Below are 22618 nucleotides of genomic sequence, written 5' to 3'. Positions count from 1 at the left end.
CGCTATCCCAGTGCCGCGGTCAAGGCGGCCTCGAATCTGTTCAGACCCGTGGCCATTTCGTCTTCTGAGATCACCAGTGCGGGGATGAGGCGAACAACGTTGCCCATCGGTCCACACGTCAGCGTCAGCAGCTTCTCGGGTATGCACGCTTGCTGCACGGCGGCTGCCGAAACACTGTCGGGCGCGCCCGCATCGTCGACGAACTCGATGCCGGCCATGAGACCGATCCCGCGGACGTTGCCGATCTGCGGGAACTTCGGAGCCAGCTCGGCCAGTCCGCGGAGCATCTGGTCGCCCCGGATGCGCGCGTTGTCGACGAGGTTCTCCTCGGCGATCACCTCCAGCGTCGCGACGCCTGCGGCCGCGGCGACCGCATTGCCGCCATAGGTGCCGCCCTGGGAACCCGGCCACGCCTTCGCCATCAGGTCGCGGGCTGCGGCGATGGCCGAGATCGGGAACCCGGAGGCGATGCCCTTGGCTGTGATGAGGATGTCGGGAATCAGGCCGTCGGTGTGCTGATGCCCCCAGAACTTACCGGTGCGCCCGACGCCTGCCTGGACCTCGTCGAGGATGAGGACGATGCCGTATCGATCGGCGCGCTCGCGGAGGCCCTCGAGGAATGCCGGCGGGGTGGGCAGGTATCCGCCGTCACCCAGCACCGGTTCGATGAGAAACGCTGCGGTGTCATCGGGGGCGACGCGTGAGGCGAACAGATAGTCGAGTTCCCGGAGAGCGAAGTCGACTGCTGTCTGCTCGTCCCATCCGTACCGGTAGGCGTACGGAAAGGGCGCCATGTGCACGCCGCCCATCAAGGGGGAGAAGCCTGCGGAGAAGCGGGTTCCGGCGGTGGTCAGTGTCGCGGCAGCGACGGTGCGGCCATGGAAACCGCCCTGGAAGACAACGATGTTCGGTCGCGCTGTGGCCATCCGCGCCAGCCGGACCGCGGCCTCTACGGCCTCGGATCCGGAGTTGGCGTAAAACACCGAGTCGAGCCCGGTGGGCAGATGATCACCGAGCTTGTCGGTCAATTCGAGCAGCGGCTTGTGCATCACGGTGGTGTACTGCGCGTGAATGATCTTGCCGCATTGTTCCTGGGCTGCGGCAACCACTTTCGGATGGCAGTGCCCGGTGCTGGTGACGCCGATGCCGGTGGTGAAGTCCAGGTAGTCGAGACCGTCCGTGCCGCGGATCCACGACCCCTTCGCGTGATCGACGACAACCGGCGTGGCTTGTTTCAGGGCAGGGCTGAGGGTGGCGCGGCTCATGGGTACACGGTGACGGCAGATTGATGGATTGTCAACAATTGGACAGTCGCCGACGAACGCTCGGCGGGCTGCCCTAATCTGGGCCCATGGCAACGCCGAACACAACGCCGGTGGTCGCACTCCTGGGTCGCGAAGGACTCGCCCCGCCCAGCAACCTGGAGCAGATCCGCAACATCGCGACCGTGCGTGAATGCACCACCGCAGATCTGGGTGAGGCGCTCGACGGTGCCGACGTTCTGCTGTTGTGGGACTTCTTCTCCGCGGCCTTACGGGACAACTGGTCGGCCGCAGATGACCTCCGGTGGGTGCATGTCTGTGCAGCAGGCGTCGACGCCATGCTGTTCGACGACGTGCGCCGGTCGGACGTGACCGTCACCAACGCCCACGGGGTCTTCGACGGGCCCATCGCCGAGTTCGTCCTCGGCTCGATCCTCGCCGAGGACAAGCAGCTGCATCTGTCGAAAACCCTCCAGCGGGAGAAGCGGTGGATCCGCCGCGACACCACCCGGACTGCCGGACGTTCGGTGCTTGTCATCGGGACCGGCGGGATCGGACGCGCCACCGCCCGCCTTCTGCGGGCAGCCGGCCTGCAGGTAAGCGGTGCGGGTCGCACCGAACGTGCGCACGACCCCGACTTCGGTGTGGTGCGGGCCACCGCAGACCTGACTTCCTACGTCGGCAACTTCGACGTGGTCGTCGCCATCGCACCGCTCACTGCTCTGACCGCCCGCATGATCGACGCCGCGGTACTGGCGTCGATGAAACCGACCGCGCACCTGGTCAACGTGGGCAGAGGGGAGCTGGTCGACGAGACGGCGCTCATCGACGCGTTGCGCACGGGATCGATAGGAGCCGCCTCGCTCGACGTGTTCGAGACCGAGCCGCTGCCCGCCGAGAACCCGCTGTGGGAGATGGAGAACGTGCACATCTCCGCGCACATGAGCGGGGATGTGGTCGGGTGGGGCGATGACCTGGCCGGTCAGTTCCTGCAGAACCTGCAGCACTACATGGCAGGCGAACCGCTGATGAACGTGGTCGACAAGCAGGCCGGCTACGTCAGGGCACGCGAAAACTCCTGACAGAGGTAACAAGTCAGGGGTAACAAGTCAGGCCCCGCTGTCGCTATTCACAGACGGATCTCAGACTCGGCTTCTATGTTCGGACACGTGACTGATTCCACGCCGCGTTCGACAAGGGTCGTGACGCTGTTGTGCATCGCCGGCCTGGCGGTTGCGGGCGTGGCCCTCGGTTACTGCATCCATCTCGGAGCCGAGCGCAGCGATCAGGGCCAGGCGTCGACACAGATCAAGTACGTCACTCCAAGCGAACCGCCGAATCAGGCCGGAGTGCTTGCGGGCGAGACCACTACCGAAGAGATTCCCGAGGCCCTCAGCACCGAACGGTCGAAGGTGGTGCTCTGCACCATCGACAAGATCAGCTCCGACTCCCTCGACGTCCACACCGCCGACGGCCGCAAACAACACTTCATCCTCAGTCCGGACACCCACGTGCAGTCCACCGAGGGCAGCTCGCTCAGCGTCCTCGACGTCGGTGACCTGGTTGTCGTCCGGGTGGTGAAGGTCGACGGCACGATGATCGCCGACCTCATCGTGGACGGCCGGGTCTCCGGTTCGATCCCCGAGAACTGACGCCGTCACGGGGCCCGCTGGGCGAGTGCGGGTCTCGGCTACCTCGCCTGCATATCGAATCGGACGCCCCACGGTAAGCTGACCGGTGATGACTGCCGTCTACTTCCTGATCGCCGCCCTCGCGCTGGCCGGCGCCCTGGCTCTGCTGTGGCTCGACCGCAAGCGGACGACCGGGGTGCGCCGTGAACGAGCAGTGTGGGGCGATCAGCACGGGTTCAAATACCGCGACTCCGATCCGGCCCTGAAATCGGAGTTCGGGCGGGCGGCGATGGATGTGCCCGACCACATCGAGGTCCAGGATCTGGCCTACGGCAGCTACTACGGCGAAGAGACCGTCGTCTTCGACCTCGCCGAGACCGCCACCATCGTGGCCATCCGCCGAACCACCGAATCGAACGTGACGATCGATCTGAGGCACGAGAAGACTCTCGCGCCGGCCGAGGACGATGTCGAACTGCTCGGCGCGATGGGTAAGAGGGTGATGTTCTCCAGTCACCTCGATGTCGCCCGCCGCGTGTGCGATCGCCGCATGGTCGCCTTGGCCACCAACGCTCCCGACTACATTCAGATCCTCTGGAACGAGGGGGCGTGGTCGCTGGGGTCGATGCCGATCACCAACGACCCCGAACGTCTCGACGTCGCTCTGGAGACCGTTCGCCGCTTCACCGACCTGTTGCGGGTGCTGCCGCCCGTCGTCGATCCGCAGAGCGCGCCGGACCCGCGGGACCCGTCGAGTCCCACCGGGCGCGCGCGTCGCGGCCTGGCCGACCCCCGTACCGAGAACATCCGCCGCGAGGATCTGCCACGACCGCAGCGCAATCCGGGGCCGCGGACCGAATCGGGTGCCCACGCCCGCGAGGCCGGCCCGATCCGTCGCAATGAGGGATCAGGTCCGATGACCCGAAGCGCCGGGCCTGTCACCCGCGGACCTGTTCCGCCAGTACGCACGTCAGGACCGATACCGCGCCAGCCCGGTCCGCCGGGGAACCCCCGACCCGGAGGACCACAGTGACCGTGACCGATCGTGATGGCGCCGACGCGACGCCGGTGGCACGTGAGCGATTGGCCGAACTCGTCAAGGAAATCGCCGTGGTCCACGGCAAGGTCACGTTGTCGTCGGGCGCGGAGGCCGACTACTACGTCGACCTCCGGCGAGCGACCTTGCACCACGAGGCCTCAGCGTTGATCGGGATGCTGTTGCGGGAACTGACCGCCGACTGGGACTTCGAAGCGGCCGGCGGACTCACCCTCGGCGCCGACCCGGTGGCCACCGCGATCATGCACGCCCCCGGCCGGCCGATCAACTCATTTGTGGTGCGCAAAGCCGCGAAAGCCCATGGGATGCAACGGCAGATCGAAGGGCCCGACATCGTGGGCAAGCGCGTCCTCGTGGTCGAGGACACCACCACCACCGGCAATTCACCGCTCACGGCGGTGCGTGCCCTCCGTGACGCCGGCGCCACCGTTGTCGGGGTGGCGACAGTGGTGGACCGCGCCACCGGAGCCGACGCGATCATCGCGGCCGAAGGTGTGGAATACCGGTCGCTGCTCGGGTTGAGCGACATCGGCCTGGCCTGAGTGAGCCAGGACGAGTCCACCGCCGAGCCTGGGCCCACCGAGTGGGGCGAACCGGTGGTCGGCAAGGGCCCCTGGTCCGAGGAATACGGCACCGAGCCGCCGACCGATCCACGGTACGACCCGACCCTTCTCGCCGAGGGTGACCGGCGCAATGTTGTTGATGCGTACCGGTATTGGACGCGCGAGGCCATCATCGCCGACCTCGACACGCGCCGCCACCCGTTCCACGTGGCCATCGAGAACTTCGGGCACGACGGCAACATCGGCACCGTGGTGCGCACCGCCAATGCGTTCACAGCGGCCGCGGTCCACATCGTCGGACGCAAACGCTGGAACCGGCGCGGCGCAATGGTCACCGACCGCTATCAACATGTGCTGCATCATGATTCGGTGAGCGCCCTGATGGAATGGGCTCGATTGCGGTCGCTTGCCGTGGTGGCCGTGGACAACACCCCGGGGTCGGTGCCGCTCGAGACCGCGGACCTCCCGCGAGAATGTGTGCTGCTGTTCGGTCAAGAGGGACCCGGGGTGAGCGCCGACGCCCAGGCCCACGCCGACCTCACCGTCTCGATCGCCCAATTCGGTTCCACCCGTTCGATCAACGCCGGTGTCGCTGCCGGTATCGCCATGCACGCTTGGATCCGGCAGCATGCCGACCTTGATCAGGCCTGGTAGCCCCGGCTTCTTCAATCTGCAGGCTTTGTGTTCGTGTGCCGGTGTTGCAGTGCCTGCGTTCTGCCGAAAACCCTGCGTGCGCGTGGACAGGTCGAGTTCTCAACAGCGGAACAGTCATCCCCAGCATCAGTCCGTGGGCACGTGACGGGCTCAGAAGGTACCGAACGACGTCCGACGATTGCGATGTGGAGGGCATCGATGACGTGAACCTGATCCTGCGGTCCGTGCAGATTGGTACAGGGGCGAGCACAGATCACACGCTGCGACGGGCGACGAGCCGCGGCGAACTCAAGCGTGTGGTCCGAGGCGCTTACTGCGAACCCCAGTCGGACCTCACGCCTGAGCAAAGCTACCTGCGGCAGGTCGTCGCGGTGGCCGGGCGGACAAGAGGTCAGAGAGTGCTGAGTCATCAATCTGCCGCCGTCCTGCACGAGGTGGACACGCTCGGCCGCGACTACGGCCAGGTCCACTTCATCGTGGACCGGGGTGCTGAACGCGGAAAATCTGTCTACCTGCACCGCGGACAGCTGCTCGACGAGGACATCGTGGAGATGGGTTCGTTCCGGGTGACGTCGATGGCGCGAACCGTCGCGGACGTGGCCTGCGCTTCCGACTTTGCCGGTGCACTGACGGTGGTGGATTGCGGACTCCGCCGCGGGGTACCGCGAGCCCAGCTGGAAGGTCTGGCGGCTCGTCTCGCCGGGAGCAGAGGCATCGCCAACTTCCGTAGTGCGCTCGGCCATGCCGACGAGAAAGCCGAGACCGCCGGAGAGTCCTTGAGCCGGGCGCGAATGATCGAGATGGGTGACATCCCCCTACCGCGGCTCCAGCACGAGTTCCACTCGCCGGGCGGGATCTTCCTTGCCCGCAGCGACTTCGACTGGGACGGGAAGGTCATCGGCGAGTTCGACGGGAGAGGCAAGTACACAGCTGACGGCCAGGAAGCCGACGCGTCCTGGCACGCCGAACGCGAACGCCACAATCGTCTGCTCCGTCATGGCTTTGTCGTCGTTCGCTGGGACTGGAAGATCCTTCAGGACCGCAGACGGTTCCGGGCCCTACTCCGCGACGGCCTTCGAACGGGCGGGATCATCTAGTCCAGCACAGGCTGGGTTTGTCACCAGATGCAGGCCCTGTAGTGCCTGCAAGGAGACACAAAGCCTGCGTTTGGGTGTTCGAGCGGCGGGGCGGGGTCAGCTCGGGGTGTCGGAAGGGGCGGTGGTGGGATCCGCCACAGCATCGCCCGAGTTCTGAGAATCGCGGCCGCGCCAGCGCTTGTACAGCTCGGTGATGATCGGGAGGACCGAGACGAACACGATGATCAGGAAGATGATGTCGATGTTCTTCTGGATGAACTCGATCTGGCCGAGGAAGTAGCCGAGCAGGGTGACGCCCGCACCCCAGGCGATGGCTCCGACGATGTTGTAGGCGAGGAACGTCGAGTACTTCATCCGGGCTGCACCCGCGACGAGCGGCGCATAGGTACGGACGATGGGAACGAATCGCGCCAAGAAGATGGTGATGGGCCCGTGCTTCTCGAAGAACTCGTGTGCCTCATCGATGTACTTCTTCTTCAACACTCGCGCATCGGGCTTGAACAGCGAATATCCGAACCGGTTGCCGAGGAAATAACCGACCTGATCGCCGAGGAAAGCGGCAATCGGGATGGTGAGCAGCAACACCCACAGCGGCGCGAACGGTTCGATCTCGCTCGACTTGGCGGCCACGATCAATCCGGCCGTGAACAACAGGGAGTCGCCGGGCAGCAGCGGGAACAGCAGACCCGACTCGATGAACACGATGAGCAGCAGCCCACCGAGCATCCAGGTCCCGAAGGAATTGAGGAGATTGATCGGGTCCAAGAACCCAGGCATCAACGCCACGTCGGTCGTTTGGGCAAGGACAGTCTCCATCACGGGACCCAAGGGTACCGGTTGTTGCCGGCCGGTCCCGCCAGGCGGCGCTGTGCCGTACGGCGGGAGGGTGCTCACCGGCGTAGACGGTCCTTGCAATACTGGTCAGCGAAGATCACCGAACCTCGGCTGGAGGCCACATGCCCATCGCAACGCCCGAACAATACGCACAGATGCTCAACGCGGCGAAAGAGGGCGGTTTCGCCTTCCCCGCGATCAACTGCACCTCGTCGGAGACCATCAACGCAGCCCTCAAAGGATTCGCGGAGGCGGGCAGCGACGGAATCATCCAGTTCTCCACCGGTGGCGCCGAGTTCGGTTCGGGTCTCGGAGTGAAGGACATGGTCACCGGTGCGGTGGCGCTGGCCGAGTTCGCGCACGTGGTGGCCGCCAAGTACGGCATCACCGTGGCACTGCACACCGACCACTGCCCCAAGGACAAGCTGGACACCTACGTGCGTCCGCTGATCGCCATCTCCCAGGAGCGTGTGGACGCAGGCCAGAACCCGCTGTTCCAGTCGCACATGTGGGACGGCAGCGCGGTGCCGCTGGACGAGAACCTGGAGATCGCCAAGGATCTGCTGGCCAAGGCCGCGTCCGCGAAGATCATCCTCGAGGTCGAGATCGGTGTTGTCGGCGGCGAGGAAGACGGCGTGGAGAACGAGATCAACGACAAGCTCTTCACCACCGCCGAAGACTTCGAGGCCACCATCGAGGCGCTCGGTGCGGGCGACTCCGGAAGTCGCTACCTGCTGGCCGCGACCTTCGGAAACGTGCACGGCGTCTACAAGCCGGGCAACGTCAAGCTGCGCCCCGAGGTGCTCAAGACCGGCCAGGAAGTGGCCGTCAAGAAGCTGGGTCTGGCCGACGGATCCAAGCCGTTCGACTTCGTCTTCCACGGCGGCTCGGGCTCGCTCAAGAGCGAGATCGAGGAAGCCCTGAGCTACGGCGTGATCAAGATGAACGTCGACACCGACACCCAGTACGCCTTCACCCGTCCGATCGTCGGCCACATGTTCTCGAACTACGACGGCGTCCTCAAGGTCGACGGCGACGTGGGCAACAAGAAGGTCTACGACCCGCGCAGCTACATGAAGAAGGCAGAGACGTCCATGAGCGAGCGTGTGGTGGAGGCCTGCACCGACCTCAAGTCGGTCGGTAAGTCCATCAGCGCCTGACAGTCGAGACGAAGACCGGGTAAGCGGTCCCGGCGGGTCAGAGCGCGATACCCACCAGGACCGCCAGTCCGAGCAGCATCAACGCAGCGGCCGCACACAAGACCGAGGTATCCACCCGGCGGTGCGGTCGCTGCGTTGTTGTCATCCGGGCCGGGGCGACGATCACGGGCCTCGGAGCGGCTTGTTGTTGCTCGACCGGCATCTGAGGACGGTCCCTGAAAGGAACGTCCGCCGGCGCGTGGACGCCATACGGCGCCGGCGGCTGCCACGGACGGCCAGGCGGCTGCGGTGGTCGGGTAGCGGTGTCGCTCGGTCGAGGCGGCGCCTCGAACCCGCTACGTCGAACGGGGCCCTGGGGTCGCTGCGAACGCAATGGGATGGTCGCCGCGTCGATCACACGGTGATGGGGAGGTGGTGATGGCCGGTCCTGCGGTGAGGGCACCGACCAAGCCTAACGCCCGAACGACCGCGAAGGCGCGGTTGTCACAGTCCGATCAGGCTTTGCAGACCTTCCACTCCCCGTCGATCTTGCTCAGTGTGAGTGCCACGTCGAGCTTCTCGTCAGGGGTGAGCATCTTGTAGGCGATCACCTCAACGACGGCTCCGTTGCCGTCGTTGACGATCTTCGACGCCTTGACACCGTCGACGCCGACCAGTTCGTTGTTCTCTTCTTGGATCCGGTGATCCTCGGCGAACTCCTGGTCAGACATGCTCGTAAAGCGTTGCTGCGCTTCACCGCACGTGATCTGTCGGAGAGTGATGATGTCGCCGTCGCGTAGCGCGGTCGTGTACTCGAGCGCCCGCGCGGCCGCGACGTCGGCGGGGACCTCGCTGGTTTCGTCTCCGGAGGCGACAACGGCGATGACCGCCGCGACCACCGCTGCGATCAGGACCAGCGCGGCGAGCGCGAACCACAGACCTTTCCGCGACTTCTTGGGTCCGCCGGCGGTTCGATTCTGCTGGCCGCCACCTGCAGGCGGGATGTACTGCGGCGCAGCCGGTTCCGCTTTCCAATCGGGCACCTGCGCGGACGGCGACCCCATGTTCGACGGCGATCCTGGGTGCGACTGTGACCTGGTGTTCGAGGCGGTCGCCGCCGCCGCCGACGTCGTTGTTGGCGCCGCCTTCGTGGTGCTGATCCGCTCCGTCGGTTGGTCGGTGACGTCGGCAGGGGCCGCAGCGGTAGCCAGCACCTCCGTCTCGTTCTCGTCGGCGGGTGATCCGACGGGCTCGTCCTTCGACGTCGAGTCGGATTGTGATGCCGAGGATTTCGACGTGGAAACCGCCGGGACCGCGGCAAATTGGGCGGTCACGGCCTCGCTGGGCGCCGGGGCGGGATCGCCGCCGGGCTGTTCCCCGGCGGTGTCCTGACGCGGTGACTTCTCGTCCGCCGCGGCCTTCTCGTCCGGCACGGTCTTGTTGGTCGCGCCGGTCTTCTCGGCTGCCACCGTTTGCTCGGGTCCCACCGTCTTCTCGTCTGCAACGGGTTGCTCGTCTGCCGGAACGGCCGCGGTTTCGACTTCGGGTTCGGCTTCGGCTTCGGCGCGATCAGGCGTCCTCTGTGCAGGCGCCTCGTCGGGGGCATCCTGCGCCGCCTCCGGTTCAACGGAAGATTCAACCGTCTGACTGTCGGCTGACTGATCGGCAACCGGCTCATCGGCAACCGGCTCATCGGAGGGCGGATCGGCCGCCGGTGCGCTGTTGTCCTTCGCATCGGCAGGCTGCTCGTCGTCACCGGAGGTATCGGTGGGCTCGTCCGACGCGGCAGCCTCATTGTCCGCGGAGGCCGGGACTGCGACGTCGTCCTCGACCTCTGCCGATTCGACGGCCGGGTCGGAGCTATCGGCGCCTTCGGCAGCCGGGGCTTCGTTGACCACGGCGTCGACCACCGGATCCTGGCTTGCTGTCTCGGCGGTGCCTGGGGTGGCAGGGGAATCTTCATCGGCGGCGTCGGCACGGTTGTCCACCGCGGTATCAGCGCCCGGCTCGACAGTGGATTCGGCAGGGGACGTCGGGCTCTCGGCGGGAGCGGCGCCGGTGTCCTGTGCCGACTCCGGGGTCGGGCTCGTCGGTTCGGTCACCGGACTGTCGGCCGAATCGTTCACGGCCCCCTGTGGCGATTCGCCATCGGACTTTCCCTGCGGCAACAGACCCCCCTGTTTTTCCTGCCCCGCAGGAGATGTCGTGGATGCACCGGGGCGTCGTGCTGCTTCGGCCCCGCTACCCGATTTTCGTTCGCGAAGCTTACGAACTGCCGAAAAGGCCCTCCGCGCAACAGAATTGCCTTCATCGTCAGGATGTGACATCCACCCAGCCCTGTTCCTCGACCGACACTGTTCACAGTGCGCAGGAACCTGGCCGACCTTCGGACAGTCACCCCCGCGCAGCGTCGCGCCCACCCTATCGAATGAACTGGCGGCCGGAGGGGTCGCCCGCACCCGATCGAGAGCTGCGACAATGGTCCGATGACGTCGTTCGGAGATCTTCTCGGCCCTCAGCCCACCCTCTTGACCGGAGACGACGAAGCCGAATCGGACCTGTTGAACGGTTCCGACCCGGCTGCGGTCGCCGCCCAGCACCCGACCGCCTCGATCGCCTGGGCCTACCTGGCCGAAGCCGCCATGAACGAAGGCGCGACCATCACCGCCTACGCCTACGCCCGTACCGGTTACCACCGCGGGCTCGACCAGCTCCGCAGGCACGGCTGGAAAGGGTTCGGCCCCGTGCCGTGGAGCCACGAGCCCAACCGCGGGTTCCTGCGTTGCGTCGCCGTGCTCGCGCGGGCGGCGCAGACCATCGGTGAGGAAGACGAATACAGGCGCTGCCTCGATCTGCTGAACGAAAGTGACCCGGCAGCCGCCGGCGAGCTCGGACTCGCCTGACACCGGCGGCTCGGGCGGCCGTCTGCTGACCGTTCGCGCGGTGTTCGCCCGCGAACGGTTGCCGGCCCGCGTCCGCGCCCCTCTGCATCGGCTGCGCGTGGCGATCCTGCCGATCCTCCAGTGTTCCTTGGCGGCCGGCCTCGCCTGGTACCTCGCCACCGAGGTGTTCGCCCACGAGCGACCGTTCTTCGCTCCCATCGCCGCGGTCATCTCGTTGGGTCTGTCACTCGGGCAGCGGTGGCGCCGCGCCCTCGAGGTGGCGATCGGCGTGACCGTCGGCGTGGCTGTCGGCGACCTGATCATCGCGGCAATCGGATCGGGCACCTGGCAGATCATGGTGGTCGTCGCCATCGCGATGGTGGTGGCCATCGTGCTCGACCGGGGTCCGCTGGTGCCGATCCAGGCCGCGAGTTCGGCGGTGTTGGTGGCAACGCTGTTGCCGCCAGGAGGAGTCGACGGGTTCCACCGTGTCATCGACGCCTTCATCGGCGGTGTGGTGGCGATCGCGGTGGTTGCGGTGGTTCCCACACATCCGGTGCTGAGGGCTCGTCGCGACGCCGCCGGGGTGCTCGCCACGGTGTCCGATGTGCTTGCAGATGTGGCCGAGGGGTTGCGTCGAATGGACCGCGACCTGCTGCTCGAGGCGCTCGAAGAGGCGCGCGGAACCCAGCCGGAGATCGACGCGATGCGGTCGGACATCTCTGGTGGGCGCGAGATCAGTGTCATCTCCCCGCTGTACTGGAACAGTCGATCGCGGCTCGAACGCATCACCGCCGTCGCCGATCCGATCGACAATGCCGTGCGAAACGTTCGGGTGCTGGCACGACGGGCGGCGAGCGCGATGGACAAGAACGAGCCGATCAAGCCCGAGATCGTCGAACTCATCATCAGCCTCGCGCACGCATTCGAGGTGGTCAACGACATGATCCTGGCCGACCCCGGCCAGCAACCCGACCCGGCGTCTGCGGCCAGGGTGCTGCGCAGCATCGCCCGTCGCTCGAAGCCAGAACTGGTCGAGGGCAGCGCGCTGTCGGAGACGGTGATCTTGGCGCAGATCCGTTCCACAATCGTTGATCTGCTGATGGTGTGCGGACTCTCCCGCGTCTCGGCGATCGCCACGCTGCGCTGACAGTTGCGACGCATGCGTAGTCATGCATATATTTGGGGTCCACTCACCGCGAAGGGACACGATGGGCCACACGCACAGCCACGGTCACGCCGGGCACGGCGCCGCTGACGACGGAACCCAGCGGCGACTTTGGCCGATGGTGGCCGGGGCAGTCATCATCTCCGTGTTCTTCGCGGTCGAACTGACCGTCGGCATCGCCGTCAACTCGCTGGCCCTGATCGCCGATGCGGGCCACATGCTCACCGATGTGGTGGCCATGGTGATGGGACTGGGCGCTTTGCTGCTCGCCCGGCACGGGAGTTCGAGCGGGGTCAAGACCTTCGGCTGGCACCGCGCCGAGGTGTTCACCGCCGTGGCCAACGCTGTGCTGCTCATCGGCGTGGCCGTGTTTGTCCTCTACGAAGCCATCGAGCGCATCGGTACCGATCCTCACGTACCGGGCGGGACCCTGGTGGTGGTGGCGCTCATCGGCCTCGCGGCCAACCTGGTGGTGATGCTGCTGCTACGCTCGGACGCCAAGGGAAGCATCGCGATGCGCGGTGCGTATATGGAAGTGCTCGCCGACGCCGTCGGGTCGATCGGTGTGCTGGTGGCAGGCGTGGTGACGATGACAACCAGCTGGCCGTATGCCGACCTGGTGGTGGCAGTACTGATTGCGCTGTGGGTCGCCCCGCGCGCCATCCGCCTTGCCCTCGACGCACTTCGGATCCTTGCGCAGCAGGCCCCGGTCCACGTTGATGTGGACAAGATCCAGCGCGAACTCAGCGAACTGGCCGGTGTGACCGAAGTGCACGACCTCCACGTCTGGACGCTGACCACCGGCATGGACGTGGCCACGGTGCACGTAACAGCCACGGCCGACAACGCCGATGTGCTCGCCGCCGCCAGGGATGTCCTGGAACGCCACGGCCTCGACCACGCCACCATCCAGGTGGATCCGGCTGGAACCCAAGGCGACTGCCACAAGAAGATCACCTGGTAGCAGCGGCCCGACTCCGCCGAGCGAGCGCGGCCGGCGGGGTCAGTCGTCTTCGGGTTCGATGCGGCGAAGCACCAGGAACGCCCGCGCACCGACGGTGACCGTTGTCGGTGCCGTCAGCGGCTTCTCGGCCTCGTCGCCCGCGACGGTGGTGTCGAGCACCACCTCCCACTGCTCGCCGTATTTGGTGTCCAGCGGGAACTCGATGGGTTCGTAGTGAGCGCTCAAGAACACCATGAACGAGGCGTCGACGATGCGGTCGCCGAAATCGTCGACCTCGGGGATGGCGCTGCCGTTGAGAAACAGTCCGACCGCACGACCGAAATCGGCGTTCCAGTCATCCTCGGTCATCTCGCTGCCGTCGGGCCGTAGCCAGGCGATGTCGGGCAGCTTGTCGGCTGATCTTTGCATCGGCCGACCCTCGAAGAAGCGTCGGCGACGAAACACCGGGTGGTTCGCCCTCAGCTCCGTGACGCGACGGGTGAAGTTGATCAGGTCGTCGTCGACGTTCTCCCAATCGATCCAGGCGAGCTCACTGTCCTGGCAGTAGGCGTTGTTGTTGCCGCCCTGCGTCCGTCCCAGTTCATCACCGTGACTGATCATCGGCACACCCTGCGACAGCAGCAGGGTGGCGATCATGTTGCGACTCTGCTGGGCACGGAGCGCGAGGATCTCGGGATCGTCGGTTTCGCCTTCGACGCCGCAGTTCCACGAGCGGTTGTGGCTCTCGCCGTCGTTGTTGTCCTCACCGTTGGCCTCGTTGTGCTTCTCGTTGTAGGAGACGAGGTCTCGCAGTGTGAAGCCGTCGTGCGCGGTGATGAAGTTGATGGACGCGGCAGGCCGCCGTCCGGTGTGCTCGTAGAGGTCCGCCGAACCTGTTATGCGAGCGGCGAATTCGCCCAGCGTTCCCGGCTCGCCGCGCCAGAAGTCGCGCACGGTGTCGCGGTACTTGCCGTTCCATTCGGTCCACTGCGGGGGAAGTTGCCCACCTGATATCCGCCGGGCCCCACGTCCCACGGCTCGGCGATCAGCTTCACCTGACTGACCACCGGATCCTGCTGGACGAGGTCGAAGAAGCTGGAAAGCCGGTCGACGTCGTAGAACTCGCGGGCCAGTGCGGACGCAAGGTCGAAGCGGAAGCCGTCGACGTGCATCTCGGTGACCCAGTAGCGGAGCGAATCCATCATGAGCTGCAGGGCATGGGGATGCCGGACGTTCAGGGTGTTCCCGGTGCCCGTGTAGTCCATGTAGTACTGCGGATCATCTTCGACCAGACGGTAATACGCGGCGTTGTCGATCCCGCGGAACGACAGGGTCGGACCCATGTGGTTGCCCTCGGCCGTGTGGTTGTAGACCACGTCGAGGATGATCTCGATGCCCGCCTCGTGCACGGCCTTGACCATCGACTTGAACTCTTGGACGGGCGCAACCCGCGAGTCGCCCCGCGAGTACTTGGAATCGGGGGCGAAGAACCCGATGGTGTTGTAGCCCCAGTAATTCGAGAGGCCGCGGTCCTGCAGTACTGAGTCGTCCGCGAAGTGGTGGACCGGCATCAGTTCGAGAGTGGTCACGCCCAGGTTTGTCAGATGATCGAGGATCGCCGGGTGGGCGATGGCGGCGTAGGTACCGCGCAGCTCCTCGGGGATCGCGGGGTGTGTCTGGGTGAGACCCTTCACATGGGCCTCGTAGATGACGGTGTCGGCGTATGCGTGGTGGGGCGGACGGTCGACACCCCAGTCGAAGAAGGGGTTGATCACCACAGATGCAGGCATGTAAGGACCGGAGTCCTCGTTGTTGGGCGTCGACGGGTCGTCGAACATGTAGCTGAAAACTGGTTGCGCCCAGTCGAATTTGCCGTCGATCGCCTTGGCGTAGGGGTCGAGGAGGAGTTTGGCCGGGTTGCATCGCAGACCCTGCGCGGGGTCGCTGGGCCCGTGGATGCGGTAGCCATAACGTTGCCCGGGCTCCACGTCCGGCAAGAAGCCGTGCCAGATGAAGCCGTCCTGCTCCAGCAGATCGATCTGCGTTTCCTCGCCGTCGTCGCCGATCAGACACAGCTGCACACGTTCGGCAACTTCACTGAACACCGCGAAATTCGTCCCGGCTCCGCTGTAATTTGCTCCAAGCGGGTACGCCGCACCTGGACGGATCTGCAACTGGTCCTCCTCGCATCAGCACACGGATTTTTCACACTACGACAGGTTCCGGCGCCGTGCTTGGGGGCCGACTACCCCCTACTTCCAGAAGACAAACAAGTCCCAGCCCCACGAAGCCAGAAAGCTGCTGACCCCGGACAATTCGAACAGCCAGTACACGAGGTCGAAGAACGCGCGGTTGAGCTGGGGCACCAGCAGGATGACGAAGACAAGCAGGATTCCGAACGGTGCGACCGGCGCCACCGATCGCCGCGTGTCGTCGGACAGGTACGGCTCGATGATCCCGTAGCCGTCGAGTCCGGGTATCGGCAGGAGGTTGAGCACCGCGGCGGTGATCTGCAGCAGTGCCAGCATCGCCAGCGACGACCAGAAGTTCAGTTCACCGATCAGCGCCGCGTTGTCGCGGCCGGAGATGACCACGAGCAGGACGATGGCGATGAGGATGTTGGCCAACGGGCCCGCAGCGGAGACCAGGCTGCGCTGGGCCCGCGTGAATCCCGACTTGTTCACGTAGACGGCGCCACCGGGAAAACCGATGCCGCCCAACAGGATGATGACCAGGGGCAGCCCGATCGACAGGCCGGGATGGGCGTACTTGAGAGGGTTGAGTGTGAGGTAGCCGCGGAGCTCGGCGCCGCGGTCGCCGAACTTGAACGCGGTGACGGCGTGCCCGAACTCGTGCAGCGACAGCGAGATCACCCAGCCGCCCACGACGAGCAGGAGCGCCCCGACCACCGCCACGGGGTCGTTGTTCCGGCCCGATGTCCAGAGCAGTGCACCGCCCAGCGCGGTGGCCGCGACCACGGCGAGGAACACCGGCCCAGGACGCACCGAGCGGATGATCTCGGTGGTGGTGGTGCTCAAGGGCGGACCAACTTCCAGTTGACGTGATGGCGGTAGAAGGTCGACCTCTTGACCGGCCGGGGACCGGGGACCCCGTCGCGGTCGACGACCAATTGTGGTGCGCCGGTCTGGACGGCCCTGCCGGTGAGCCAGGACGAACGCCAGCGGCGGTCGAGCTTGGCCCTGACCCCGGGCATCGTCATCAGCGGTTCGATGACAACTCCCTTGGTCCGCCCGCGGTAGAGCAGGTCGTTGTCGACGTAACTCTCGCCGCCGAGGTCGCCGTCGACGCCGCGCTGGTGGGCGCGGCCGAGCAACACGATGGCCGCATCGTCTCGGACCAGTGGTAGTTCGACGGCGGTGCCGGTCTGGGCCAGTTCGACGGCCGGCGCCCCGAACGGCAGCTCGTAGATCTTGGTGGCGAGAGTGGGGGCGGGCAGGACGAGGGCGACCTCGACGTCGAGCCGTTCGACGAGCATGAGTCGTGCCACCACGGCCGCGCAGAAGGCGTCGGGCAACTCGGGCCCGGCGACCACGACGACCCGTCGCATGTCCGGATCGGCCAGTGTGGCGGTGACGGCACCGATGATCGACGCGCGTTCGCGCACCGCCCGGACCGTGGCGACGCCCGGCGGGATGAGATCGTCGGCCGCGTCTTGCTCGGCGATCACGCGTAGACCCTGTGGCGCCACCGGTCACCTCACTCGTCTCTTCACCTGCGGCGATCATCCTCGTGACGCCCGTCCGTGATCGTACTGGCGGGCACCGCGGATGGGCTCGGCGCGGCGCCGTGAGGGGCTCGGGCCACCGGGATCGGGTAATCGTCGGTCCGAACAAGTAGGGTTGTCCCACGGTTCGGTGTGTCTACGTCACGCTCGAACCGGAAGGAGCGCATAAATGCCTGCGATCGTGCTGATCGGCGCCCAATGGGGCGATGAAGGTAAGGGCAAAGCCACAGATCTACTCGGTGGTCGACTGCAATGGGTGGTGCGATACCAGGGCGGCAACAATGCCGGTCACACGGTGGTTCTGCCCAACGGGGAGACCTTCGCTCTGCATCTGATCCCGTCAGGCATCTTGACTCCGGGAGTCAACAACGTCATCGGCAACGGTGTGGTCGTCGACCCGGGGGTGCTGCTCACCGAGCTCAGTGGCCTCGAGGATCGTGACGTCGACACCACGGGTCTGATGATCTCGGCCGACGCGCATCTGCTGATGCCGTACCACGTCGCCATCGACAAGGTCACCGAGAGATTCCTCGGGAACAAGAAGATCGGCACCACCGGCCGCGGCATCGGACCCTGCTACCAGGACAAGATCGCCCGGGTCGGCGTGCGGGTCGCCGATGTGCTCGACGAGAGCATCCTGACCCAGAAGGTCGAGGCTGCGCTCGAGATCAAGAACCAGATCCTCACCAAGATCTACAACCGCCGTGCTCTCGAACCGGCGCGCGTCGTCGAGGAGGTGCTGGGTCAGGCAGACGGTTTCAAACACCGCATCGCCGACACCAGGCTGCTGCTCAACCAAGCGCTCGAGGCCGGCGAGACGGTGCTGCTCGAAGGCTCGCAGGGCACCCTGCTGGACGTCGACCACGGCACCTATCCCTTTGTGACGTCGTCCAACCCGACGTCGGGTGGCGCGGCGGTCGGCTCGGGCATCGGCCCAACCCGGATCACCACCGTGCTCGGAATCCTCAAGGCCTACACCACGCGGGTGGGGTCGGGGCCATTCCCCACCGAGCTGTTCGACGAGTGGGGTGCCTACCTGGCCAAGACCGGCGGCGAGGTGGGCGTCACCACCGGCCGCGCGCGTCGCTGCGGCTGGTTCGATGCCGTGATCGCTCGGTACGCCACCCGGGTCAACGGAATCACCGACTACTTCCTGACCAAGCTCGATGTGCTCTCCAGCCTCGACACCGTGCCGATCTGCGTCGCCTACGAGGTGGACGGGGAGCGGGTGGACGAGATGCCGATGACGCAGACCGGATTCCACCACGCCAAGCCGATCTACGAGGAGATGCCCGGCTGGTGGGAGGACATCTCACAGTGCCGCACCTTCGACGACCTGCCGAAGAATGCCCAGGACTACGTGCTCCGACTCGAAGAGCTGTCCGGCGCGCACATCTCGTGCATCGGCGTGGGCCCCGGCCGGGAGCAGACCATCGTGCGGCGCGACATTCTCTAGCGCTCGGACCGTACTGCTTTCGGCGCAATAATCGTCCCCCTCGGCAGGGGCTGAGGGAAATAGTCCCTCGGCTCCAGTCGTGGGGAACGATTTTAGGTGCGAGCCAGTGAGCAAAACGCTCAAAACGCGACTTACGCGCTCAAGCGTGACTGTGACGTGCGCTACCTCAAGACTTCGGATGTAGCGGAGATCACTCCTCCAGTCCACAGTCGCCAACCGAGAGCAGCGTTGTCATGTTAGTAGCCTTGGGCCTCCTGATGGTGGCCACCTTCATGTTCCTGATCATGACCAAGAGGGCCACTCCGGTGGTGGGCCTCATCCTGGTCCCGATTGCCTTCGGTCTGTTTGCCGGCGCGGGCCTGGGGATCAGCGACATGATCACCGACGGCATCGAGGACCTGGCCCCGACAGCGGCGATGCTCTTCTTCGCCATCATCTACTTCGGCATCATGATCGACGTCGGCCTGTTCGACCCGATCGTGCGCGGAGTCGTTCGGGCGGTGAAGGCCGATCCGGCGCGGCTGGTGGTGGGAACGGCGTTGCTGGCGATGGTGGTCTCCCTCGACGGTGACGGCTCCACCACATTCATCATCGTCACCTCGGCACTGCTGCCCCTCTACCTCAAGCTGGGTGTCAGTCCGGTGGTCTTGACGGTCACCGCGGGTCTGGCCAACGGCACTCTGAACATCCTCCCGTGGGGTGGGCCGACCGCGCGTGCCGCTGCGGCACTGGGCATCTCACCGTCCGAGGTGTTCATCCCGATGATCCCGTCGCTGGTTGTCGGTCTTGTCATCGTGCTCCTGTTCTCCTACCACCTCGGCCTGATGGAACGTCGCAGGATCGGTTCGATCACCATCAAGGAATCGGTACTGTCCCGTGAGTCCGCCGACGTCCTGGTCGGCAGTGGCGGCGGCACCGGCACCGGCACCGGCAACGGCCGTGGTCGCGGACCGCGTCGAGGCGCCGGTGGTTCGGGCACAGGCGCATTCGGTGCAGGCTCCGGCGAGGACGTCCGAAACACCGATTCGGGTGCCGCCGCAGACGCCGGCATCGTCGCAGGCGCGCTGGACCCTGATCGCTCCACGTTGCGGCCCAAGCTCTTCTGGATCAACGCGGCGCTGACCGTCGTCCTGCTCGCGGTGCTCGGAATGGACGTCGTCGCCATCCCGGTGCTGTTCATGGTGGCCGCCGGCATCGCGCTGGTGATCAACTTCCCGCACATCAAGGACCAGCAGCAGGCGATCACCAGGCACTCGTCGAGCATCGTCTCCGTGGTGGCCATGGTCCTCGCGGCGGCAGTCCTCACCGGGGTCTTCGCAGGCACCGGCATGGTCGAGGCGATCGCACAGTGGCTGACCTCCGTGCTCCCTGATTCGATGGGACCGCACCTGGCCGTCATCACCGGCCTCCTGTCGATGCCGTTCACGTTCCTGATGAGCAACGACGCCTTCTATTTCGGTGTGCTGCCGGTGCTCTCGGAAACCGCCGCCACCTACGGGATCACCCCCGCCGAGATGGCACGGGCCTCCATCACGGGCCAGACCGTGCACATGCAGAGCCCGCTGGTTCCCGCGATCTTGTTGCTGGTGTCGCTCGCCGGGGTCTCGCTGGCCGACCACCACAAGAAGGTGCTGTGGCGGGCCGCGGCGGTCTCGGTCGCGATGCTCGTGGTCGGCACCCTTGTGGGAGCCATCCCCATCTGATCGACAACTCGATCGCCGAACTGTTGGCAGGCAACGTGGGCACCCGTCGGATGGCGGGTGCCTACGCTGTGTTCATGCGGTTGCGAAACCAGGTCCTGCTGCTGCAGGTGGTGGTGATCCTGGTCAGTCTCGGTGTCGGCTTCGGCATCGTGATCTCCGGCAGCGACGACAAACTGCGCGAGGAGTACGGCCAGCGCGCACTCGCCATCGCCAGATCGGTGGCGACCGACGATCAGGTGCGCGCCGAGGTGGCCGCGGGCAGCGGTGACTCGCTCGACCAGAACGCCCTGGCCGACGGACCGCTCCAAGCCCAGGCAGTCGCCGTTGCCGACCGCACCGGCGCCCTCTTCGTGGTCATCGCCAACAATCGCGGACTGAGGCTTGCGCACCCCGACACGACCGAACTGACCCGCCCCCTCAGTACCGATCCGGGCCGTGCACTCGGCGGTCGTGAGGACCTGGCCACCGACCGTGGAACGCTGGGCGAATCGGTCCGCGCCAAGGTGCCGGTCCTCGCCCCGGACTCCACCGAGGTCGTCGGGCTTGTGAGCGTCGGGATCTCCACGGAGAAGATCAGCGACGACCTCCGCGGTGACGTGATCGCCCTTGTCCTCATCGCACTTGCGGCGCTGGTCACCGGTGTCATCGGCTCGGCGCTGCTCGCGCGGCGGTGGCGTCGCCTCACCCTCGGCCTGGAACCGGATCAACTGGCCGAGCTGGTGCGTGAACAAGGGGCGGTGCTGCACTCGATCGGTGAAGGTGTGGTTGCCATCGACCCGTCCGGTGTGGTCCGGGTGATCAACGACAAGGCGCGCACCCTGTTGGGCGTGACCGCCGACATCGGCACCCCGGTCACCGAGGCGGGTCTGACCGCACGGGTACTCGAGGTCGCGACCACGCCCGTGCAGACGCCGCGGTCGGCCGCAGTGGGTGACCGTGTGGTGCTGGTCAGTTCCCACCGGGTGCGGCGCGACGGCACAGATCTCGGCATCGTGCTGTCGGTGGTGGACCGCACCGACGTGGAAGCCCTTACCCGACAACTCGATTCGATCAAGTCGATGACGGATGCGCTGCGCGCCCAGCGACACGAATCGGCCAATCGGATGCACGTCACCGCCGGTTTGCTGCGGCAAGGCGATGCCGGCGCTGCACTCGACTATCTGGACGAGGTGATGGGCACGGGTCCTTACGGCATCGACCTGCCCGGCAGCGAGAACATCAACGAGCCCCACCTGCGGGCATTCCTCGACGCCAAGGCCGCCTCGGCCCGCGAGCACGGCGTACTGCTCACGCTGGGTCCACAGACGTTGGTCTCCGGGACATTGCAGGACCCGGTGGCCGCAACGACCATCGTGGGCAACCTGATCGACAATGCAATCGAGGCCGCCTCCGGCGGGGCGCTAGAGGCCGCCTCCCGCGGGGCACCCGCCCAGGTCGAGGTGGAACTGATCGTCGCAGACGACACCTTGCTGGTGGTCGTGTCGGACTCCGGGCCCGGTGTGAGGCTCGCCGATCCGCAGCAGGTCTTCACCGAGGGCGTCACCACCCACAAGGACAACTCCGTGCCCGGCGGGCGGGGGATGGGTCTGGCGCTGTCGCGACAGCTGGCGCGAACCCGCGGCGGGGACCTGACGCTCGTGGACGCGGGCGGCGACGCCAGGCAACCCGACAACGTCCTCGGTGGCGCCGTCTTCGTCGCGCGGCTGCCCAGGATGCTGAGCCCGCACGAACCAGTCGAACCGCTGGACGAGGAGCCGGTGCGATGACAGCCCGGGAGTTCAAGGTGCTCATCGTGGACGACGACTTCCGGGTCGCCGGTTTGCACGCGTCCATCGTCGAGGCCGTCGGTGGGTTCTCGGTGGCAGGCACAGCAGGCAATCGCGAGCAGGCCCTCTCGGTCCTCGCCGCTCAACCCGACGTCGACCTCGCCCTCATCGACGTCCACCTGCCCGACGGTTCCGGACTCGAACTCGCGGCCCAGATCGGCTGCGACACGTTTGTCGTGAGCGCCGAGACCGACAGCGCTGCCATCCGGCGCGCATTCCGCGGTGGGGCGCTGACGTACCTGATCAAACCGTTCGAGAACACCGAACTCGCACGTCGACTGTCCGCATACGCGCAATACCGGCGCATCCTGGCTGCACCGGCGATCGACCAGAGCTCTGTCGACGCCGCGGTCAGCGCATTGCGATTCGGCCGCGTCATGCGAGAGAGCTCCGAGAGTGGCTCGCACACAGAGCAACTGATTTTGGAAGCGTTCGCGCAGTCGGGCCAGGTGATGTTCGCCGACGAGGTGTCCGCGGCGGTCGGCATCTCTCCACCCACCGCCCGGCGGCATCTCGCCCACATGGTGGCGTCGGGAAAGCTGGCGATGCGCCTGCGCTACGGCGCCACCGGCAGGCCCAAACAGGAGTACCGCTTGCCTGGTGAGCGCCGATCCGCAGTAGATTGACCGGCGTGAAACCCACTCGCACCACACCGGAG

Annotated in this window: 20 protein-coding genes and 1 pseudogene; 14 read left to right on the top strand and 7 right to left on the bottom strand. The window is 66.1% G+C overall.

The window, feature by feature from the left end; translation table 11 throughout:
- Positions 1 to 2 precede the first annotated feature (2 nt).
- Positions 3 to 1265 carry an aspartate aminotransferase family protein gene (locus MVA47_RS24760; RefSeq protein WP_247210258.1) on the bottom strand — a complete coding sequence of 421 codons (1263 nt, stop codon included), beginning with the start codon at positions 1263 to 1265 and terminating at the stop codon, positions 3 to 5.
- 86 nt (positions 1266 to 1351) lie between these two features.
- On the opposite strand from MVA47_RS24760, the gene MVA47_RS24755 reads away from it, so the two are divergent.
- The 6 genes from MVA47_RS24755 (at position 1352) to MVA47_RS24730 (ending at position 6264) form a co-directional block, all read left to right on the top strand.
- Entirely contained in the window at positions 1352 to 2344 is a 993-nt protein-coding gene (locus MVA47_RS24755; RefSeq protein WP_247210257.1) for a D-2-hydroxyacid dehydrogenase, read from the top strand.
- An 87-nt stretch (positions 2345 to 2431) separates the two neighbouring features.
- Complete coding sequence (locus MVA47_RS24750; protein WP_247210256.1) at positions 2432 to 2914, top strand: hypothetical protein; 483 nt, start codon at positions 2432 to 2434, stop codon at positions 2912 to 2914.
- A gap of 88 nt (positions 2915 to 3002) precedes the next feature.
- Positions 3003 to 3926 carry a hypothetical protein gene (locus MVA47_RS24745; protein WP_247210255.1) on the top strand — a complete coding sequence of 308 codons (924 nt, stop codon included), beginning with the start codon at positions 3003 to 3005 and terminating at the stop codon, positions 3924 to 3926.
- Between the two features lie 2 nt (positions 3927 to 3928).
- Positions 3929 to 4492 carry an orotate phosphoribosyltransferase gene (gene pyrE, locus MVA47_RS24740; protein ID WP_223249282.1) on the top strand — a complete coding sequence of 188 codons (564 nt, stop codon included), beginning with the start codon at positions 3929 to 3931 and terminating at the stop codon, positions 4490 to 4492.
- Positions 4493 to 5167 (top strand): RNA methyltransferase, encoded by a 675-nt coding sequence (locus MVA47_RS24735; protein ID WP_247210254.1) that lies wholly within the window; start codon positions 4493 to 4495, stop codon positions 5165 to 5167. It abuts the gene before it with no gap.
- 185 nt (positions 5168 to 5352) lie between these two features.
- Entirely contained in the window at positions 5353 to 6264 is a 912-nt protein-coding gene (locus MVA47_RS24730) for a hypothetical protein (protein ID WP_247210253.1), read from the top strand.
- Positions 6265 to 6360: 96 nt separating this feature from the next.
- Here the strand turns inward: MVA47_RS24730 and MVA47_RS24725 are convergent, their stop codons facing one another.
- On the bottom strand, positions 6361 to 7080 hold the full coding sequence (locus MVA47_RS24725) for a VTT domain-containing protein (protein WP_099383596.1): 720 nt from the start codon (positions 7078 to 7080) through the stop codon (positions 6361 to 6363).
- 140 nt (positions 7081 to 7220) lie between these two features.
- Between MVA47_RS24725 and fbaA the strand changes: the two genes are divergently transcribed.
- On the top strand, positions 7221 to 8258 hold the full coding sequence (gene fbaA, locus MVA47_RS24720; protein ID WP_247210252.1) for a class II fructose-bisphosphate aldolase: 1038 nt from the start codon (positions 7221 to 7223) through the stop codon (positions 8256 to 8258).
- Positions 8259 to 8295: 37 nt separating this feature from the next.
- Here the strand turns inward: fbaA and MVA47_RS24715 are convergent, their stop codons facing one another.
- The gene (locus tag MVA47_RS24715) at positions 8296 to 8460 is read right to left on the bottom strand and encodes a hypothetical protein (protein ID WP_247210251.1); all 165 of its coding nucleotides are present in this window, start codon (positions 8458 to 8460) and stop codon (positions 8296 to 8298) included.
- 292 nt (positions 8461 to 8752) lie between these two features.
- Positions 8753 to 10363: a hypothetical protein gene (locus tag MVA47_RS24710; protein WP_247210250.1), complete on the bottom strand. Its 1611-nt coding sequence runs from the start codon at positions 10361 to 10363 to the stop codon at positions 8753 to 8755.
- A 360-nt stretch (positions 10364 to 10723) separates the two neighbouring features.
- Between MVA47_RS24710 and MVA47_RS24705 the strand changes: the two genes are divergently transcribed.
- The 3 genes from MVA47_RS24705 (at position 10724) to MVA47_RS24695 (ending at position 13251) form a co-directional block, all read left to right on the top strand.
- Positions 10724 to 11140 carry a DUF3151 domain-containing protein gene (locus tag MVA47_RS24705; protein ID WP_023955555.1) on the top strand — a complete coding sequence of 139 codons (417 nt, stop codon included), beginning with the start codon at positions 10724 to 10726 and terminating at the stop codon, positions 11138 to 11140.
- 25 nt (positions 11141 to 11165) lie between these two features.
- Positions 11166 to 12269 carry an aromatic acid exporter family protein gene (locus MVA47_RS24700; RefSeq protein WP_374474459.1) on the top strand — a complete coding sequence of 368 codons (1104 nt, stop codon included), beginning with the start codon at positions 11166 to 11168 and terminating at the stop codon, positions 12267 to 12269.
- Between the two features lie 61 nt (positions 12270 to 12330).
- Positions 12331 to 13251: a cation diffusion facilitator family transporter gene (locus MVA47_RS24695; RefSeq protein WP_247210249.1), complete on the top strand. Its 921-nt coding sequence runs from the start codon at positions 12331 to 12333 to the stop codon at positions 13249 to 13251.
- A 39-nt stretch (positions 13252 to 13290) separates the two neighbouring features.
- Here the strand turns inward: MVA47_RS24695 and glgX are convergent.
- The 3 genes and pseudogenes from glgX to MVA47_RS24680 form a co-directional block, all read right to left on the bottom strand.
- Positions 13291 to 15404 (bottom strand): annotated as a pseudogene (gene glgX, locus MVA47_RS24690) (glycogen debranching protein GlgX).
- Positions 15405 to 15482: 78 nt separating this feature from the next.
- Complete coding sequence (locus tag MVA47_RS24685; protein WP_247210248.1) at positions 15483 to 16268, bottom strand: site-2 protease family protein; 786 nt, start codon at positions 16266 to 16268, stop codon at positions 15483 to 15485.
- On the bottom strand, positions 16265 to 16939 hold the full coding sequence (locus MVA47_RS24680) for a hypothetical protein (protein WP_247210247.1): 675 nt from the start codon (positions 16937 to 16939) through the stop codon (positions 16265 to 16267). The genes MVA47_RS24685 and MVA47_RS24680 overlap by 4 nt, the downstream gene beginning before the upstream one ends.
- A 205-nt stretch (positions 16940 to 17144) precedes the next feature.
- On the opposite strand from MVA47_RS24680, the gene MVA47_RS24675 reads away from it, so the two are divergent.
- The 4 genes from MVA47_RS24675 (at position 17145) to MVA47_RS24660 (ending at position 22586) form a co-directional block, all read left to right on the top strand.
- On the top strand, positions 17145 to 18431 hold the full coding sequence (locus MVA47_RS24675) for an adenylosuccinate synthase (protein ID WP_099383603.1): 1287 nt from the start codon (positions 17145 to 17147) through the stop codon (positions 18429 to 18431).
- Between the two features lie 233 nt (positions 18432 to 18664).
- On the top strand, positions 18665 to 20134 hold the full coding sequence (locus MVA47_RS24670) for a CitMHS family transporter (protein ID WP_247210246.1): 1470 nt from the start codon (positions 18665 to 18667) through the stop codon (positions 20132 to 20134).
- A 74-nt stretch (positions 20135 to 20208) separates the two neighbouring features.
- Positions 20209 to 21900: a sensor histidine kinase gene (locus tag MVA47_RS24665; RefSeq protein WP_247210245.1), complete on the top strand. Its 1692-nt coding sequence runs from the start codon at positions 20209 to 20211 to the stop codon at positions 21898 to 21900.
- Positions 21897 to 22586: a response regulator gene (locus tag MVA47_RS24660; protein ID WP_247210244.1), complete on the top strand. Its 690-nt coding sequence runs from the start codon at positions 21897 to 21899 to the stop codon at positions 22584 to 22586. The genes MVA47_RS24665 and MVA47_RS24660 overlap by 4 nt, the downstream gene beginning before the upstream one ends.
- Positions 22587 to 22618: the final 32 nt, after the last annotated feature.

The sequence above is a fragment of the Williamsia sp. DF01-3 genome, from assembly GCF_023051145.1.
Classification (GTDB): domain Bacteria; phylum Actinomycetota; class Actinomycetes; order Mycobacteriales; family Mycobacteriaceae; genus Williamsia.
The sequence above is the reverse complement of the archived record's forward strand: the minus strand, read 5'-3'. Positions and strand labels throughout refer to the sequence as shown.